The following is a 17,730-nucleotide window of genomic DNA, read 5'->3' on the forward strand; positions in this document are numbered from 1 at the left end:
AATATGTATTCATCATACATCTAATCATATTAACAACAACCACATTAGTTCATTTAATCAAAAAACTATTATTTTATAATTATGGAATCAAAACCCCTAGATCCCAAAGGAAAACTATATCTAATACCAACTCGATTAGGTGATGATGTTCCTTTAGAAGTATTACCGATATCAATAAAAAAAGTTTTAGAACAAGTAAACCACTATATTGTCGAAAACGAAAAGCCTGCAAGAAGGTTTATTAAAAAGGTAAGTCCAAGTAAATCTCAGAGATCGCTAATCATTCACTCAGTGAATAAATACACAGATGCTACGGAAATACCAAATTATTTAGCTCCCTGTTTAAATGGAGAATCTATTGGATTATTATCAGACGCAGGATGCCCTGGTATTGCAGATCCAGGAGCAGAAGTTGTGAGATTAGCACATGAAAAAGGAATCCAAGTAACACCGTTGGTAGGACCATCTTCCATATTTTTAGCAATGATGAGTAGCGGAATGAATGGCCAGAACTTTTGTTTTAATGGATATTTACCAATAGATAAAGCTGACAGAAAGTCCACTATCAAATCCCTTGAAAAAAATTCTTTAGAAAAGAATCAAGCTCAAATCTTTATAGAGACTCCGTATAGAAATGATAAAATGCTAGCTGATCTTACCGCTATTCTAAATCCAAACACTAGATTATGTATTGCAAGTGATATTACACTTACTACAGAATACATACGCACCAAAACCGTAGAAGAATGGAGAAAAGAACAAATTGAGCTTCATAAGAAACCTACAATTTTTATTATCCAAAGAGATTTTTAGAAAATACAAAAATTAAACTAAAACTGAACTTTAGCTTTTCGATTAGGAACCACAAAAGAAGTATCAAATCCTGAAAAACGTTTCATGTAATAACGAATTGTAGTACCAAAAGCATCCGAAAAACCATCAACCCCTCCACTACGAAGGTATTTCTTAACAGCTCCTGGACCAGCAAGATGTGCCGCAGCTAATACTCCAGACTCGGTAACAACTACCCCATTCATCCTCTTACCAGTAAACCATTTAAGATCTCTACGTAAAATCCATTTATTTCTAGAAAGATTTGCGTAAAATGCTTTTTCCTGTAATTCTGGGTTATTAAGAAAATCGTTTTTATTCTTAATACCAATTAAGGCTAGTGTTCCCATACCAAATTGATATTTACCCATGTAGCCAAATTGATTCACTACCCCATAATCTCCTCTAGATTCCTTAAAAGCTAAAGCTTCTTTAAAACCTACATATGAATTACCTAATTCTGGATAAATTATAATATCGTTAAGATCATCTTCAATCTCATTGAAATTAGGTGCGATGTAGTAGAGATCCAAGCCCTCAGTGCTATAAGAACTTAGATCTACTCTTTTTTTTGGTGTAAAACTTACTAAAACAACTCCCCCAATTGTAAGAATTACAAAAAGTCCAATTATCCTTTTTATCATATAAAAAATTTCTAAGTAGACACTAAAAAAGCGTTCCCCTCTACTTAAATTTTTGCGGTGCAAATATACGGCTTTTTTTTAAACAAAATAGATGCTTATGTTAAATTTATTATAATGCTGAAAAACAGTATTTTACACTAAAAAAAGAGTTAAAAAAGCACTGAAAAAGTCAAAAAAAATCTTAATTCTTACACTTAAACGTCTAACAAGTAACTTTTGTCGATAAAAATTAAATCAAAGTACCGTGAAGAAATCCACAACAACTCAAACGATTTTGTTAATAAATAAAGTCGAAAAACAATAAGTCTTCCGTAAAATCTTTATTTTTTCCTACAAAAAAGCTAAGTGATTTATCGCCTTACGCCTTGCTTATTAATCCAATTTATATATTGCTTTTTATTACGATTATGTTGTTCAATACTCTTAGCGAATTTGTGATAACCGAAGTTTTCCACATTCGCTACGAAAAAATAGTACTCATGCTTTTCATAATTAAGAACAGCGTCAATTGAAGAGATATCAGGCATCGTAATTGGACCTGGTGGTAATGTATTGTATTTATAAGTATTATAAGGACTATCTAACTCTAAATCTTTAAACAAAACTCTTTTGATTACTATATCCCAGTCATTCCTATGCTTCTTAAGTGCATATATTACGGTAGGATCTGCATCGAGTTTCCATCCATTATTATACCGATTCATATAAACTCCAGCTACTCGAGGTCGTTCATCCACTTTAGCAGTTTCTTTTTGAACAATAGAGGCTACAGTAATAACTTCAGTAGCAGTTAAACCTATTTTTTTAGCTTTCGCTTTTCTTTCATCATTCCAAAAACGATTATACTCCTTCAGCATACGGCTTCTAAACTGCTCTGCTGATGTATTCCAAAAAAATTCATACTTGTTAGGTATATACATGGATAACGCATTATCGATAGTAAATCCATTTTCGTTAATAAAACTTTCATCCTTAAAAGCTTTTACAAGAGAAATACTATCCGCCTCTATCTGTTGTGCTACTCTACCTGCTAAATTCTCTAAACGCTCTTGATTATTAAATGTCAATTGAATAGGAGTATTTTTACTTCTTAACAGATCCACAAGTTCATTATTATTAAGCCCTTTTTTAATAATATATCTTCCTGCTTTCACTTTATTAGCATACCCTTTTTTTGCAGCAATTTTATCAAAACTATAAGGATCCTTTAATAAAGGGTGTATTTCTTTTTTCAATTCCTGAAAAGTAGTTCCTGAAGGAATAAATACGGTCTTAGTCTCTACTTCAAAATTTGTATTAGGAGAAAATACAGCGTTATATACATAATACGCAAACCATCCTCCTGCTAATAAACCTATAAGTGCTATTAATAATAATATTCTTTTAATGTACATATATATATTGATATAATAATTCATTCTTGTAAATACCATTTACAAGATTCCATTCTTTTTTTATTCCTATTTTCTGAAATCCTTCTCCTTCAAAAAGTCCTATGCTTGCTAAATTATCATCTGCAATATTCGCATATAGTTGGTGTAATCGTAGATGAGTATCGCCATATTTTTTAATTAGCCGTAAGGCTTCTTTACCATAACCTTTTCCTCGTTGCTCTGGCTCAGCAATGAGAATCCCTACTCCTGCTCTATTATGTGTTGGATTAAAATCAAACAAGTCAATTAATCCAATAGAAGCTCCGTCATTAGTACTTATTAAAAGTCTTAATTGTTTAGCATCATATATATCTTGATGTGCATTTTCTAGATATTGCTTGATCAAAAAGCGTGAATAAGGGGTCTGTGTTGTACTCATTTCCCAAATCCGCTCATCATTCTCAATAATATATATAAAATCTAAATCTTCGGGCTCTAGTGCTCGTAGATATATATGCTCACCTTTTAATGTTAACATGTAATTTCACCTTTAAAAACTTGTTCTGCCGGTCCAATAAGAAATACATCTTCATAACCATTATCAGTTTCACGGAAGGTAACTTTCAATTCTCCTCCTGGAGTTTTGACCTTAACCTCTTCTTTGTTTGTATTTTTGGTAGCGTGCATAGATAGTGCTACCGCAGTAACTCCTGTTCCACAAGATAATGTTTCGTCTTCTACTCCTCGCTCATAAGTTCTTACTGCAAACATATCATCATTTTGTTTTTGAACAAAATTCACATTACTTCCAGCTTCAAAATAAGGTGCTCCATTTCTAATTTTACGTCCAACATTAGTAACATCATAATTTACTATATCATCAACCATAGTAACATGATGCGGAGAACCAGTATCCAAAAACAGATGGGAATCATGCTTTTCTATCTCAGAAACATTTTGCATTTGCAAATACACCAAACCATCTTTAATTTCAGCTATATGCTTACCGTCTATTGCTGTAAAAACAGCTTTATCTTTAATAACTCCTAAGTACGCCGCAAAAGCAACTAGGCATCGTCCGCCATTACCACACATAGTACTTTCGTTTCCATCGGCATTAAAATAAACCATGGTAAAATCATCCTCTTCATTTCCTGGAAGCTCTAATAACATTAGACCATCTGCACCAATACCAAATTTTCTGTCACAAAGTCTTGCGAATAATTTGGTATCATTTTTGGACAATATCGAATCTCTGTTATCGATGATTACAAAATCATTACCTGTACCTTGGTATTTATAAAAAGTTAAGTTCATTATTTTAATTCAAATGTAAACAACAAAGGTACAAAGAAAGTATCCATATAATCGTTGTTAATAGAGCGTTAAATATCGAAAAAAAATATACTATAATTGTAATTTTAATTGTTATCAACAGTCTATAATATAGTACTAGTCAAATTAAACGAAAAAAGAAAAGAAGATGAAAAGATTTTTGAGCTTATTGGTTGTCGCTATTTTAGCAGGTGTAATGACGTTAGGAGCGTATAAAATATTTCTGGAAACAGAACCTATCGTAATTACCAAAAACGAAACTACTCCAAAAACAAATGTAATACCCACAGCATATAATGCTACAAATTTAGGTACCGCTCCAACAAATATTGATTTTACCGTTGCAGCAGAAAAAACAGTAAATGCAGTTGTGCACGTAAAACAATACGGAATTACGAAAACTCCTAGAAATCTGATGGAATATTTCAGAAACGGTGGTTCTACAGAAAGAAGAATTCAAGGAGCAGGTTCTGGAGTTATTATAACAGAAGACGGTTATATTGTTACTAATAATCATGTAATTGATGGAGCTACAGATTTAGAAGTTACTTTAAATAATAATAAATCATATAAAGCAGAAATCATTGGTACTGCTCCACAATCGGATATTGCGTTGATTAAAATTAATACCGATGAAAAATTATCGTATATCCCATTTGGAAATTCTAATACTGCCAAAATTGGAGAATGGGTACTTGCGGTTGGAAACCCTTTTAACCTAACCTCTACCGTGACTGCAGGTATTATTAGTGCAAAATCAAGAGATTTAAATGAATATGATGGTAATTTTCAATCCTTCATCCAAACAGACGCAGCCATAAATCCAGGAAACAGCGGTGGTGCTTTGGTAAATACGAGAGGAGAATTAATCGGAATAAACACTGCTATCACCTCACAAACAGGAAGTTATGTAGGATATGCTTTTGCCGTTCCCTCCAATAATGCCAGAAAAATCGTGGAAGACATTTTAGAATTTGGAGATGTACAAAGAGGTATTTTAGGTATCAATGGAGATAATCTTACGAAGCAAGTAATGGAAAAATACGACCTTAATGAAACACAGGGAGTTGTTATAACAAATGTAGGAGAAGATAGTGGTGCTAAAAAAGCAGGGCTTAAAGAAGGAGACGTAATTAAAGAAATTGATGGCTTAAAAATCAAGAAATTCTCAGATCTAACTGGATATGTTAACAGTAAAAGTCCGAATGATGTTATTACTGTAAAAATATTACGAGAAAACAGAGAATTAAGTGTACCTGTTACCTTAACCAAATACGTAATACAAAGATATAACATTGAAGATGTAGGTGTAGAGGTAGCTAATCCTAATCCAGATTATTTAAAGAAATTTAATTTAGACCATGGAGTTATCATTAGCAAAGCACTAAGCCCAAGAATGCAGCGATACAATTTAGAAGGCTTAATTATTAGTGAGATTGATAACAAAAAAGTTAAAAACGTTTTACAAGTAAAACAGATCATAGAAAGCAAATATCCTGAGGACGATATCACGATCAGTTTGATAGATCGTAATGGAGAAAAGAGAGAATTTGTTTTTCAGAATTAAGAATTATTGAGCATTATATATAGAATCCCATTGTTTACAAAAAGCAATGGGATTTTTATTTAAAAAAAGCTTTACGAAAACGTTTGAAATTCATACTTTTGCGCGAAATTTCAAGATAGTAAAACACAACAACTATGAGTTCTAACGAAGTTTATGAGAAAGAACTTGCCTTTCAGGCAGATAGACGCCGTGCTACGGTAGCATTTATTAAAACTGTAAGTGATTTATGGTACGATAATTCTATTGAATTAGTTTTATTCCGTAATCAACTAATCGACAAAAATGTAAGTGAAATTCTTAATTTACATGAGTATGCAGGAGAATTTGTTCAAAAGCCTATATCAATATTTGATTCGGTTGAAATTGCTCAAGCGATAAAATTGATGGATTTACCTCCAGCAAAATTAGATATCGGTAAATTAACATATGAATATCACCTTGCAGGAAATGAATATGACTCTGCAACGAGCTTCGTTATGAACAAGCTTAAGGATGCTAAAAAATTCAAAAATATTTCTCCAAAAGATGTAGTTCTTTACGGTTTCGGAAGAATAGGGCGATTAGTTGCAAGAGAACTTATGACCATTACTGGCAAAGGGAGTCAGCTGCGTTTAAGAGCAATTGTAACTAGAGGTGCTATTACGGAAGAAATCTTGGAAAAAAGAGCCTCTCTTTTAAGAAACGATTCTGTACATGGTGAGTTTGCTGGTTTAGTGGAAACTGATATTGCCAATAGCTCTTTAATTATTAATGGTACTACTGTAAAAATTATTAGCACTAATAACCCAGAAGACGTAGATTATACTTCTTTTGGCATTGAAAATGCTTTATTAATAGATAATACAGGTGCTTTTAGAGATAAAGAGGCTTTAAGTAGACATCTTATCGCCAAAGGTATAGACAAAGTATTATTAACAGCACCAGGAAAAGGAATCCCTAATATCGTACATGGTGTAAATCATCAAGAACACAACCCTGATAAAGTAAACATCTTTTCAGCGGCATCTTGTACCACGAATGCTATCACTCCAATACTACAGGCAGTAGATGAAAGCTTCGGAGTTATCAATGGCCATTTAGAAACCATCCATGCATATACTAACGATCAGAACTTAGTAGATAATATGCATAAAAAATACCGAAGAGGTCGCGCAGCAGCTTTAAATATGGTTATCACTGAAACTGGTGCAGGAAAGGCTGTTTCGAAAGCATTACCTAGTTTTGAAGGAAAACTAACTTCTAATGCAATTAGAGTTCCTGTTCCTAATGGTTCTTTGGCTATACTTAATCTAAACTTAGAGAAAAACACTACCAAAGAAAGCATGAATGCTATTATTAAAAAATATGCGCTAGAAGGAAATTTAGTAGAGCAGATCAAATACTCTCTTGATAATGAATTAGTATCAAGTGATATCGTTGGTTCTTCTGCTCCTTCAATTTATGATAGTAATGCTACCATAGTTGATACCAAAGGAAAAAATGCAGTTTTATATGTTTGGTATGACAATGAATATGGATATAGTCATCAAGTCATTAGACTTTCTAAATACATTGCTAAAGTGAGAAGGTTTACATATTACTAATAATTAATTCCGTTAGAAATAATATCAAAAAGTCGTTATCATCGTGTAGCGACTTTTTTTGTTAGTTATTATCATGACTGCCGTAAAACTCTTTATGTCAGCATATAATAGACAATCGTACTATTTATAATAGCCTCGTTATTGCTTTTTCAAATCCTCAATTTAGAGACTGATAAATAAATATCATGCATTTAAATCTTTTAAATCGCTTACAATATCGTATATTTATTATCGTTAGAATAAATTAAAGACTAACGTAAAAGAATGAAATCTGTTTACCCAAAGGATCATAGAATTTTGCAAGTAACATAAATAGATCCAAAACAATTCAGGCTTCAATCGACCATTAAAATTACAAAAACTCACACATGAAATTATCAAAGTACCTATTAGTTTTCATAGCTTTTCTCCCCATCTTTGAAACCATTCAGGCACAAGAAGAAGAACTAACTGCAGAACAAGCACTTAAGAAAGAGAATATCAAAACTCAATTTGATGTCGTAATTAAAAAATCTGGAAGATATCAAGAATACAAGGTAGTAAAACGAGTATGGTTAGATAAACTTAAAGGAAATACTATCGATTCACTTAAAACATTAGAATCGAAATTAAATAGTTCTAATCAAAAAATTATAGCACAGCAAACTTCTATTACAAACCTAGAAGCCTCTTTAGCAAAAACTAACGAAGATTTATCCGCAGTTACCGAAGAAAAAGATAACATGACATTTTTAGGAATGTCATTTACCAAAGGAAGTTATAAAACGATGATGTGGACTATTGTTGGTGCCCTGCTCGCTTTGTTAGCATTTTTTGTGTTCAAGTTTAAGAATAGTAATTCTGTAACAATTCAGGCTAAAAAGGCTTTAGCCGAGACAGAAGCAGAATTTGAAGATCATAGACGTAGAGCATTAGAAAGAGAACAAAAAGTAATGCGTAAACTCCAGGACGAGATCAACAAGCAACGCAAAGCTGGCGCTAAGTAGATCATTTTTCTGGATTTTATCATATAGTTTTGCATCTTTGCATATTCTAACAATAAGAAATGCGAATAGATATAATTACCGTAGTTCCTGATATCTTAAAAAGTCCTTTTGAAGCTTCAATTATGAAGCGTTCGATAGAAAAAGGACTGGTAGAAGTGCACTTACACAATCTTAGAGACTATACTTCTAATAACTACAAACAAGTAGATGATTACCAATTTGGTGGCGGTGCAGGTATGGTTATGATGGTAGAACCTATAGATAAATGTATCTCTAAACTGAAATCTGAGCGCACTTATGATGAAGTCATTTATATGACTCCTGATGGAGAAACTCTAAATCAAGGAATTGCAAATCAATTATCTCTAAAAGGCAATCTTATCATCCTTTGTGGACATTATAAAGGTGTTGATCAAAGAGTAAGAGATCATTTTATCACCAAAGAAATCTCTGTAGGAGATTATGTCTTATCGGGGGGAGAATTAGGAGCACTAATTCTTTGTGATGCCGTTATTAGATTAATTCCTGGAGTTCTAGGTAATGAAACCTCTGCATTGACAGACTCTTTTCAAGACGACTTATTGGCTCCACCAATTTATACAAGGCCAGCGGATTATAAAGGATGGAAAGTACCTGAAGTTCTAACGTCAGGTAATTTCCCTAAAATAGAAGCTTGGAGAGAAGAACAAGCCTATCAAAGAACCAAAGAAAGAAGACCTGATTTATTAGAAGAATAAACGGACATATTTTATTTTATAAAAAAGTCCAAATCATTAAATCACAGATTAGAAATTAAAGATAGACCGCTCAAAAACAGCAAGTAACATTTACTAAAAAATACTTGCAAATCATTAAATAATACTTATTTTTGCACCCTGATTAAAATAACCTCTGGCGAAAATCGTGAATGTTGTTTTGATAAAACATAAGTAAACTACTTCAAAAATGGAAGATTTAGTAAAATTCGTACAGAACGAATTTGTTACAAAAAAAGAATTACCTGAGTTTTCTGCAGGTGATACAATCACAGTATATTACGAAATTAAAGAAGGAAACAAAACACGTACTCAGTTTTTTAGAGGTGTTGTAATCCAAAGAAGAGGTTCTGGTGCTAGTGAAACATTTACAATTAGAAAAATGTCTGGTACTGTAGGTGTTGAGCGTATTTTCCCAGTTAATTTACCTGCACTTCAGAAAATCGAAGTGAATAAGAGAGGAAAAGTACGTAGAGCACGTATCTTTTACTTTAGAGAACTTACGGGTAAGAAAGCTCGAATCAAAGAAAAAAGAAACTAAATTATTCTTTATTTCACAATACAAAAAGGTTGTCATTAGGCAACTTTTTTTTATGAACAAAAGTTAACATCTTAAGTTCATAACCAGTTGATAACTAAACTTATACAAAAAATTGTATTGCAAATTAATTTTAAGTAATTTTAAATAAGAAATTTTATAATAGCTGATAGTGATGACACAAGGATTCCTATTTTATAATTTTTCTAAACTCGTTCTTTGAACATTTTACATAAACCATCTTAAGATTAGGATAAATATAAAATGAAAGTTATTTTTTTGAATACATCATTGAAATTAATTTAAAGATCTACTTTAAAATCATTTTCAGCATGAAATCCAAAGGAAAAAATTAAGTTTTGACACCTTTTTAATTTTAAGTGGAAATAGACTATTCGGATGAAAAAACGCAAAATTACATAAGTAATTTATACACAAAAGCGTTCGCAATAGTCTAAAGGTAGTATTTAAATCTCATATACTGTTATCAGTTTAAAACTGCCTATCTTACAGAAACTATCTTTTTGGTATAACAAACGAAAGTTATTATTTCATAGCGGGTAAAACAGCTAACAAAACTTTATTTCTGTACAAAAGCCATATCAAGGTATTCGTATTATGATATGGCTTTTTAATTTTTAAAACGATTCTTAAAATTCTCTTCTTTTTTTGCGAGTCCCATTTTTTGACCTTAATCTTTTTTAAAGATATTTAATTCAAGCTCTTTAACGCAAAACTAACAGTAAACAGGTTGCATTTACCTGCCTATATTTGTATCTTCGCGCTCGGAAAATATTACTGGGAATTACCATAGCCTTACACTGGTAATCTTGTAATATAAAGTATGAAAGGTTAAACAACCTATCGTTTTCTAAACAGATCGTATAATACACACAAGATATTACACCGAAAGGCAACCGGATATCTTACTAAAAATTAAAAAATATGGGAATTGAATCCTCCAAAATTGTGTACACTAAAACTGATGAAGCACCTGCATTAGCTACATACTCTTTTTTACCGATAGTAAAAAAATTCACTAAAGCAGCCAATATAGAGGTTGAAACAAAAGATATTTCACTAGCAGCAAGAATTTTAGCTGTATTCCCAGAAAACCTTTCTGATAAACAAAAACAAGCAAATGCTTTAGCAGAACTTGGTGAATTAGCATTAAAACCAGAAGCTAACATTATTAAGCTTCCTAATATTAGTGCTTCTGTTCCACAGTTAAAAGCTGCAATTGCAGAATTACAGTTACAAGGTTTTAATATTCCTAATTATCCAGAAGAGCCAGAAAATGATTCCGAAAAAGAGATTAAAGGAAGATATGATAAAATAAAAGGTAGTGCCGTGAATCCTGTATTACGAGAAGGAAACTCCGACAGAAGAGCGCCAAAGCCTGTAAAGCAATACGCTCGAAAGAATCCACACTCTATGGGTGCTTGGAGTAGTGATTCTAAGACACACGTTGCCACAATGTCTAGTGGAGATTTCAGATCTAATGAAAAGTCTGTAACGATGGCTAATGCTGGAGATGTAAAAATTGAGTTGGTTGGTACAGATGGAAACACTACTATATTAAAGGAAAAAACCGCTTTACTAGAAGGTGAAATTATCGATGCTACGGTAATGAGCAAAAAAGCATTAATAGCTTTCTTAGAAGAGCAAGTTGCAGATGCCAAAGAGAAAAACGTTTTATTCTCTTTGCACATGAAGGCAACCATGATGAAAGTATCCGATCCGATTATTTTTGGTCACGCCGTAGAAGTATTTTTCAAAGATGTTTTTGAAAAACATGGTGAAACCTTAGAAGAAATCGGTGTAGAAGTGAATAATGGATTCGGTGATCTTGTAAACAAACTAAAAAGAGTTACTGACACTGCTAAAAGAGCTGAGATAGAAGCAGATATCAAAGCATGTTATGAAAATGGTCCTAAACTAGCCATGGTAAATTCTGATCAAGGAATTACCAATCTTCATGTACCTAGTGATGTAATTATTGATGCTTCAATGCCTGCTATGATTAGAAATTCTGGTCAGATGTGGGATGCTGATGGAAATACTCAAGATACTAAAGCTGTAATTCCAGATAGTAGTTATGCAGGTATTTATCAAGAAACAATTGATTTTTGTAAAAAACATGGTGCTTTTGATCCAACTACGATGGGAACTGTGCCTAATGTAGGACTAATGGCTAAAAAAGCAGAAGAATATGGATCTCATGACAAAACTTTTGAAATTAAAGAAAACGGAACTGTTCGTGTTGTAGATGCGACTGGCACTGTGTTAATCGAGCATGAAGTAGAGCAAGGAGATATTTGGAGAATGTGTCAAACAAAAGACGCTCCTGTAAAAGATTGGGTAAAATTAGCTGTTAGTAGAGCTAGAGCAACAGATACTCCTGCTATATTTTGGTTAAATAAAGAAAGAGCTCATGATGCAAGCTTAATAACGAAAGTTGAAAAATATCTTCCTGAGCACAATACTGATGGTTTAGATATTAGAATCATGTCTCCGGTAGAAGCTACTCGATTCTCATTAGAAAGAATTAAAGAAGGTAAAGATACCATATCCGTTACAGGAAATGTACTACGTGATTATAATACAGACCTCTTCCCTATTTTAGAATTAGGAACAAGTGCAAAAATGCTTTCTATTGTGCCATTAATGAATGGTGGAGGATTGTTTGAAACAGGAGCTGGAGGATCAGCACCAAAGCATGTACAACAGTTTAATCAAGAAGGTCATTTACGTTGGGATTCTTTGGGAGAGTTTTTAGCACTAGCCGTTTCCTTAGAACATTTAGGAGAAGTTAATGATAACCAAAAAGCACTTGTAATAGCAGAAGCATTAGATAAAGCAACAGAGGAGTTTTTAGAAAATAAAAAATCTCCATCTAGAAAAGTGAATGAACTTGATAATAGAGGAAGTCACTACTATCTTGCTTTATATTGGGCTCAGGCATTGTCGGAACAAACAAAAGATACTGAATTGCAACAACAGTTTTCTTCAATTGCTAAGGATTTAGGTGATAATGAAGCTAAAATTATCGAAGAGCTGAATGGCGCTCAAGGAAATGCTGTGGATATGGGAGGTTATTACTGGCCTGATGTAGTCAAAGTAGAAAACGCAATGAGACCAAGTGAAACATTAAATAAAATCATTTCATAAGTTTTTAAACAAAAAACAACTTATATAAAAGCCTGAAAGCATTGCGTTTTCAGGCTTTTTTTTATAAATATCTACGAAAATTTATAAGTAGATGCAACCCTTTGTTTTTTAGTTTGTCAATAATAATAGTTAGAAATAAAAAGTTACTCTAGAAAGACTGATAACTAATCATAAATAATTGAAAACAAATATTCTTTATACGCATAAAGATCTTATAGAAAAAAGCAAATCTGGCGATCGGGTTTCGCAATATCAGCTATATAAGTTATACGTAGATGCTATGTACAACGTGAGTATGCGAATATTGAATATTAAGGAAGATGCTGAAGATATTATTCAGGATAGTTTCGTAGATGCTTTTAAAAACCTAAACTCATTTCGATATGAAAGCACTTTTGGTTCTTGGTTAAAGAGAATAGTTGTTAATAAAAGTATTAATCATCTAAAAGCAAAAAAAATACCTGTAATACCATTAGATCATCATGAATATCATATCAGTGAAGAGATTAACAAATCAAATATAACACCAGATATAAAAAAAATTAAACAAGGAATTGCAGCATTACCAGATGGATATAAACAGATTATTGCCCTCTATCTTATCGAAGGATACGATCATAAGGAAATTTCGGAAATATTAGGAATTACTCATTCCACATCTAAATCGCAATACCACAGAGCTAAGAAAAAACTAATTCAAATCATAAACACATTATAATATTATGGATGATTTTGAAAAATATATAAGAGAAAATAAATTACTATTTGATGAACATAAAGCTGATGAAGATAAAATCTGGGCAGACATCGAATCAAAACTTGATATCGAAAACAAAAAAGAGTCGGTAAGATTTGTTATTTGGAAATCTCCATTTATAAAAATTGCAGCCGTTATATGTGTCCTTTTAGGAAGTTTTACAATGCTAAAACTTGTTACAAAAATTAACACCAATACTACTCACAAAAATGCTGCGATTCATCAAGAACTAAATGATATTGATAATTACTATAAAGGGTTAGTATCCTTTCAAGTTGCGCTGGTAAAAGAACATTCAAAATTATCGGCGAGTGATAAAGAAGAATTCCTCTCTTTTATGGATGACCTGGATAAAGAATATATGGTATTGAAGGAAGAAATGAACGCTAATCTAAATAACGAATACATTTTAGAAGCCATTGTACAGAACTATAAAAAAAGAATTGAACTAATAGAAAATCTTTTAGAACAAATTAAAGATTCCAAAAAATCTGATGATAATGAAGGATATATATTATAAAAGAACAACTCTCATCTTATTGATAATTCTCCAGTGTTATCATCTGCAAGCTCAGGAAAAACTATCAAAATCGATTGAAAAAACATATGATTTCACAAATTCAGGAACCCTGCAATTAGAAAACAAATATGGTAACATTATTATTGATGGATGGGATCAAAATAAAATAGCAATTACAATAAATGTCTCTGTCTCAAAAAAGGAAAAAGACGATGCTCAGGAATTACTAGATAGAATTCGCCCATCTATTCATCAGGCTAATGGCTTTATAAAGATTGTTTCGGATATAGAAGAAAAAAATGACAACTTCTTTACAAAAATTTTTAATAGTGTAAACCCATTTGATTTCGACAAAGGAAATGTACAAATAGACTACAAAATCAGCTTACCCATAAATGCCGAAATTCAACTTACAAACAAGTTTGGAGATATCATAATTAGTGAATGGGATGGTAAACTGACATCAGATTCACAACATGGCGATATGTGGATCAATAATGATATTATCAATGCCAATATAAACATGACATTTGGTAAGCTACAGACCAAATCAATATCCTATGGAAAGGTCGAATTAAAAAACAGTGAATTTGACCTTCAAACCTCTAAAAACCTGAGAATACTCAGTAATGGATCAACGATCAATATTGAAAAAGTGAATCAGCTTCAACTATATTCCAGTAAAGACAAAATCTTTTTAGGAAGTATAGAAAAAATAAAAGGAGAACTAAAATTTTCTACAGTTTGGCTAGACAATCTTATTCATGAAATTGACCTCATTATGGATGTCGCAGATTTTAAAGTGGATAGGATTACAAATCCTACTGCAAATGTGGATATCAATCAAAAATCTTCAGAAATCAATATTGATATTTCTAATCTCAACTTTGATTTCGAAGCATCGTTAGAGCAAGGTTTATTAAGAATTCCTAAAACCTTCAAAAACATTAAAAATAAAATGATTGATGACAAAAAAAGACTACGCGAGATTCAGGGTACCTACGGTTCAAATCTAGAGAAAGGAGTATTCAAGATTACAGGAAGAAAAGGGGTAATCATACTAAAGGAATAACAACATTACAATTACAACCATTTATCAATTCAACAAAACAAATCAATATCAATGAAAAAAACAATCCAACTACTAATCACACTGCTAATCGTTAGCTCTAGCCAAATATATTCTCAAGATAAAAATGACAGTGATTATATAGAATTTAATGACCGTAAAAATATCGTTCACGGAGTATATCTTGGTTTTAGCACCAGTTATGGTGAGATTGACGGAGAAGAGACCGGATTAATCGGACTTAAATTAGCATATGTTGCTAATCGACAGTTTGAAGTTGGTTTCGGAATGAAAGGTTTCTATTCGCAACAAAACTTACCAGGAATATCTGCTTCTAATGATGAAGACTTGATCGGAGGATATGCCGGAATGCATTTCGAACCTATATTATTCAGTAAATCCAGAGTAAACCTATCATTTCCGTTACTTGTTGGTTTTGGAGGAGTTGGTTATATCGATGGACAATTAAATGATGGTGAGTTCAATGAAGATGATTATGAATGGGATGCCATATTTGTAGCAGAACCTGGAGTAAATGTATTATTTAATATTTCACGATTCATACAGCTTGAAGCAGGAGTAAAATACAGATTCTCTAGTAAGTTTAATATTCATCCTAGTGGAATTGATAGAATTAATGGGTTTTCTGCTGGATTGGGGATAAAGATTGGTGTTTTTAATCTTGGAAAAAATAGATATAAGAAAAAAGCACCTAAAAACTAAGAGAGATACTCTAAAGAATAAAAATGATCAAACAAAATTCTCAACCATAAAGTTGATTGACATTAATAGCACTAAACATTATGAAAAAAAGGAAAATAGTATTATTCATATTTATCTTCATTAACTGTTTTTACACAAAAGCACAGGATAAAGATTATATAGAATTTAATGATAGAAATAATATCCTACATGGTGTTTATCTAGGAGGAGAAATGGCTGCTGGTTTCATTAAGAAAAACGCAACAATATCTAGCGGAATGAAACTAGCATATGTCTACAATAAAAAAATGGAGCTTGGAATAGCGGTTAAAGCATTGGCCTCAGATTTAAGATCTGTTGATCGTTCGTTTGGAGCCGATTATGACTTATTGGTTATTTACGGTGGTCTTCATTCGGAAAATATTTTAATCCGTTCCTCTAATTTTAATTTTTCGTTTCCTTTTTTAATAGGTTTAGGATATACTCAAATTTCGGGTCCAATATCAACTAGTGAGGATATTACATTAGTAGTAGAACCTGGATTTGGTGTCTTGTATAATTTATCTAAGTACATACAATTTGAAGCTGCTATAAAATATAGATTCTCCACACCAATAGATCCAATACCAAATACCTTGGATAATATCAATGGAGTTTCTTTAAATATTGGTACAAAAATCGGAGTATTTAATCTTGGCAAAAACAGGTACAAGAAAAATCCACCAAAAGATTAATAAATAAAATCTATTCATCCAATTTAATTCATTCGACTATTTACGAGTTGAAACGAAACCTTATATACAAAACTTAAAATATGATATCATGAAAAAACTATTGTTTCTTATTACCGTATTAATTTTCAGTTTAAAGTCATTTTCACAGGATTCTAAAATAAATTTAGAAGTGAATTACCCTATACCATTGGGTGATAATTTTATTGGAAAATTTTATGATGGAATAGCTGATATCGGAATTGATTATAAGTTTTTTACTAAATCAGCTTTCAGTGTTGGAGCTTCTTTAAACGGAGGCGTATTCGTAAATGATTCATTTCAAAATGTAACCACTACTGCATATATAGTACAACCAAGATTATTTGGAGAATTAATCGTTCTTGATAAAATTCACCCTTCTTTAGGAATTGGATATACTATAATCGGTTTTAATGTATCTGGAGATTCCAATTTAGAAACCCCATCAACCGAAGGTGGTTTAAATCTTAATCTTGGAATTGCATATGATATCACCAAAAAAATCTTTGCTCAGGTACAATATGATTTTAGTAGTATCAGTGCGCCAAATGATATTCCAGATACTTCATTTAACACACAAATACAGTTACTTAAAATAGGAATTGGATACAGATTTTAATAACAAATTAAATTTAGGCACAGATGTTGATATTAATTATTTATAAAATGTTACAAAAGCCCCAAATGAAAACTAAAGTTATTGTTGAAACCAAAAAAATAGAGACTAACTATGTATTTTCAGAAAACAACCAGGTATATCTTAAACGCAAATCAAATACTAATTCCACAAATAGTAATTCTGTATGCTCCGAAGAATGGTTGCCCATTGCTTTTTGCTGGAAACCTGAACTAAAATCCAGTTAATTTTTTGTTACCAATAATAGGTCTGTCTGGTTATGTAATACCATGCAGTTTTTATTTACAATTCGATAATGTAACAAATTATCAATACGATCTTCTTATTGGTATATTTCATAAAACAAGTCCTTAATTCTATAAAGAATTGAGTATGTAAGGCTATCAATAAATAACATATATTTAGGAAATGTATACGGTTTTAAAGCTCTATTATTTAGTACTTTTGAAATAATCGTACGTATTGCAAATACTTTTAAAACCGTACAAATATTAAAAATACAGCTTTTGA

General features: G+C 31.8%; 18 protein-coding genes. 14 read left to right on the forward strand and 4 right to left on the reverse strand.

The window, feature by feature from the left end; all coding sequences use genetic code 11:
- Positions 1–81 precede the first annotated feature (81 nt).
- Entirely contained in the window at positions 82–813 is a 732-nt protein-coding gene (locus Q1B37_RS21245) for an SAM-dependent methyltransferase (RefSeq protein ID WP_299902263.1), read from the forward strand.
- 17 nt (positions 814–830) lie between these two features.
- Here the strand turns inward: Q1B37_RS21245 and Q1B37_RS21250 are convergent, their stop codons facing one another.
- The 4 genes from Q1B37_RS21250 to dapF all read right to left on the reverse strand — a co-directional run bounded on the left by Q1B37_RS21250 (position 831) and on the right by dapF (position 4,165).
- Positions 831–1,475, reverse strand: coding sequence for a peptidoglycan-binding protein LysM (locus Q1B37_RS21250; RefSeq protein ID WP_299902266.1), 645 nt, complete (start codon positions 1,473–1,475; stop codon positions 831–833).
- Between the two features lie 350 nt (positions 1,476–1,825).
- Positions 1,826–2,869 carry an endolytic transglycosylase MltG gene (gene mltG, locus Q1B37_RS21255; RefSeq protein ID WP_299902269.1) on the reverse strand — a complete coding sequence of 348 codons (1,044 nt, stop codon included), beginning with the start codon at positions 2,867–2,869 and terminating at the stop codon, positions 1,826–1,828.
- On the reverse strand, positions 2,859–3,386 hold the full coding sequence (locus Q1B37_RS21260) for a GNAT family N-acetyltransferase (RefSeq protein WP_299902272.1): 528 nt from the start codon (positions 3,384–3,386) through the stop codon (positions 2,859–2,861). The genes mltG and Q1B37_RS21260 overlap by 11 nt, the downstream gene beginning before the upstream one ends.
- Complete coding sequence (dapF, locus tag Q1B37_RS21265) at positions 3,380–4,165, reverse strand: diaminopimelate epimerase (RefSeq protein ID WP_299902275.1); 786 nt, start codon at positions 4,163–4,165, stop codon at positions 3,380–3,382. The genes Q1B37_RS21260 and dapF overlap by 7 nt, the downstream gene beginning before the upstream one ends.
- 166 nt (positions 4,166–4,331) lie before the next feature.
- On the opposite strand from dapF, the gene Q1B37_RS21270 reads away from it, so the two are divergent.
- From Q1B37_RS21270 to Q1B37_RS21330, 13 genes are all read left to right on the forward strand, one after another.
- On the forward strand, positions 4,332–5,750 hold the full coding sequence (locus Q1B37_RS21270; protein ID WP_299902278.1) for a trypsin-like peptidase domain-containing protein: 1,419 nt from the start codon (positions 4,332–4,334) through the stop codon (positions 5,748–5,750).
- Positions 5,751–5,884: 134 nt separating this feature from the next.
- Positions 5,885–7,333 (forward strand): glyceraldehyde-3-phosphate dehydrogenase, encoded by a 1,449-nt coding sequence (locus Q1B37_RS21275; protein WP_299902281.1) that lies wholly within the window; start codon positions 5,885–5,887, stop codon positions 7,331–7,333.
- A gap of 368 nt (positions 7,334–7,701) precedes the next feature.
- Positions 7,702–8,319 carry a tRNA (guanine-N1)-methyltransferase gene (locus Q1B37_RS21280; RefSeq protein WP_299602514.1) on the forward strand — a complete coding sequence of 206 codons (618 nt, stop codon included), beginning with the start codon at positions 7,702–7,704 and terminating at the stop codon, positions 8,317–8,319.
- 59 nt (positions 8,320–8,378) lie between these two features.
- The gene (trmD, locus tag Q1B37_RS21285) at positions 8,379–9,056 is read left to right on the forward strand and encodes a tRNA (guanosine(37)-N1)-methyltransferase TrmD (protein WP_299902284.1); all 678 of its coding nucleotides are present in this window, start codon (positions 8,379–8,381) and stop codon (positions 9,054–9,056) included.
- Between the two features lie 208 nt (positions 9,057–9,264).
- Entirely contained in the window at positions 9,265–9,615 is a 351-nt protein-coding gene (gene rplS, locus Q1B37_RS21290; protein ID WP_299602520.1) for a 50S ribosomal protein L19, read from the forward strand.
- Between the two features lie 942 nt (positions 9,616–10,557).
- Positions 10,558–12,783 carry an NADP-dependent isocitrate dehydrogenase gene (locus tag Q1B37_RS21295; RefSeq protein ID WP_299902287.1) on the forward strand — a complete coding sequence of 742 codons (2,226 nt, stop codon included), beginning with the start codon at positions 10,558–10,560 and terminating at the stop codon, positions 12,781–12,783.
- A 178-nt stretch (positions 12,784–12,961) separates the two neighbouring features.
- Positions 12,962–13,501 carry a sigma-70 family RNA polymerase sigma factor gene (locus Q1B37_RS21300; RefSeq protein WP_299902290.1) on the forward strand — a complete coding sequence of 180 codons (540 nt, stop codon included), beginning with the start codon at positions 12,962–12,964 and terminating at the stop codon, positions 13,499–13,501.
- A gap of 4 nt (positions 13,502–13,505) precedes the next feature.
- A complete protein-coding gene (locus tag Q1B37_RS21305) occupies positions 13,506–14,060 on the forward strand; it encodes a hypothetical protein (protein ID WP_299902293.1) in 555 nt (184 codons plus the stop codon).
- The gene (locus Q1B37_RS21310; RefSeq protein WP_299902294.1) at positions 14,041–15,132 is read left to right on the forward strand and encodes a hypothetical protein; all 1,092 of its coding nucleotides are present in this window, start codon (positions 14,041–14,043) and stop codon (positions 15,130–15,132) included. The genes Q1B37_RS21305 and Q1B37_RS21310 overlap by 20 nt, the downstream gene beginning before the upstream one ends.
- A gap of 51 nt (positions 15,133–15,183) precedes the next feature.
- On the forward strand, positions 15,184–15,852 hold the full coding sequence (locus tag Q1B37_RS21315; protein ID WP_299602532.1) for a hypothetical protein: 669 nt from the start codon (positions 15,184–15,186) through the stop codon (positions 15,850–15,852).
- 80 nt (positions 15,853–15,932) lie between these two features.
- Positions 15,933–16,565 (forward strand): hypothetical protein, encoded by a 633-nt coding sequence (locus Q1B37_RS21320; protein WP_299902295.1) that lies wholly within the window; start codon positions 15,933–15,935, stop codon positions 16,563–16,565.
- Positions 16,566–16,653: 88 nt separating this feature from the next.
- Entirely contained in the window at positions 16,654–17,202 is a 549-nt protein-coding gene (locus tag Q1B37_RS21325; protein ID WP_299902298.1) for an outer membrane beta-barrel protein, read from the forward strand.
- A gap of 65 nt (positions 17,203–17,267) precedes the next feature.
- A complete protein-coding gene (locus tag Q1B37_RS21330) occupies positions 17,268–17,447 on the forward strand; it encodes a hypothetical protein (protein WP_299602536.1) in 180 nt (59 codons plus the stop codon).
- Positions 17,448–17,730 lie beyond the last annotated feature (283 nt).

This window comes from uncultured Aquimarina sp., assembly GCF_947492965.1.
Taxonomy (GTDB): Bacteria; Bacteroidota; Bacteroidia; order Flavobacteriales; family Flavobacteriaceae; genus Aquimarina.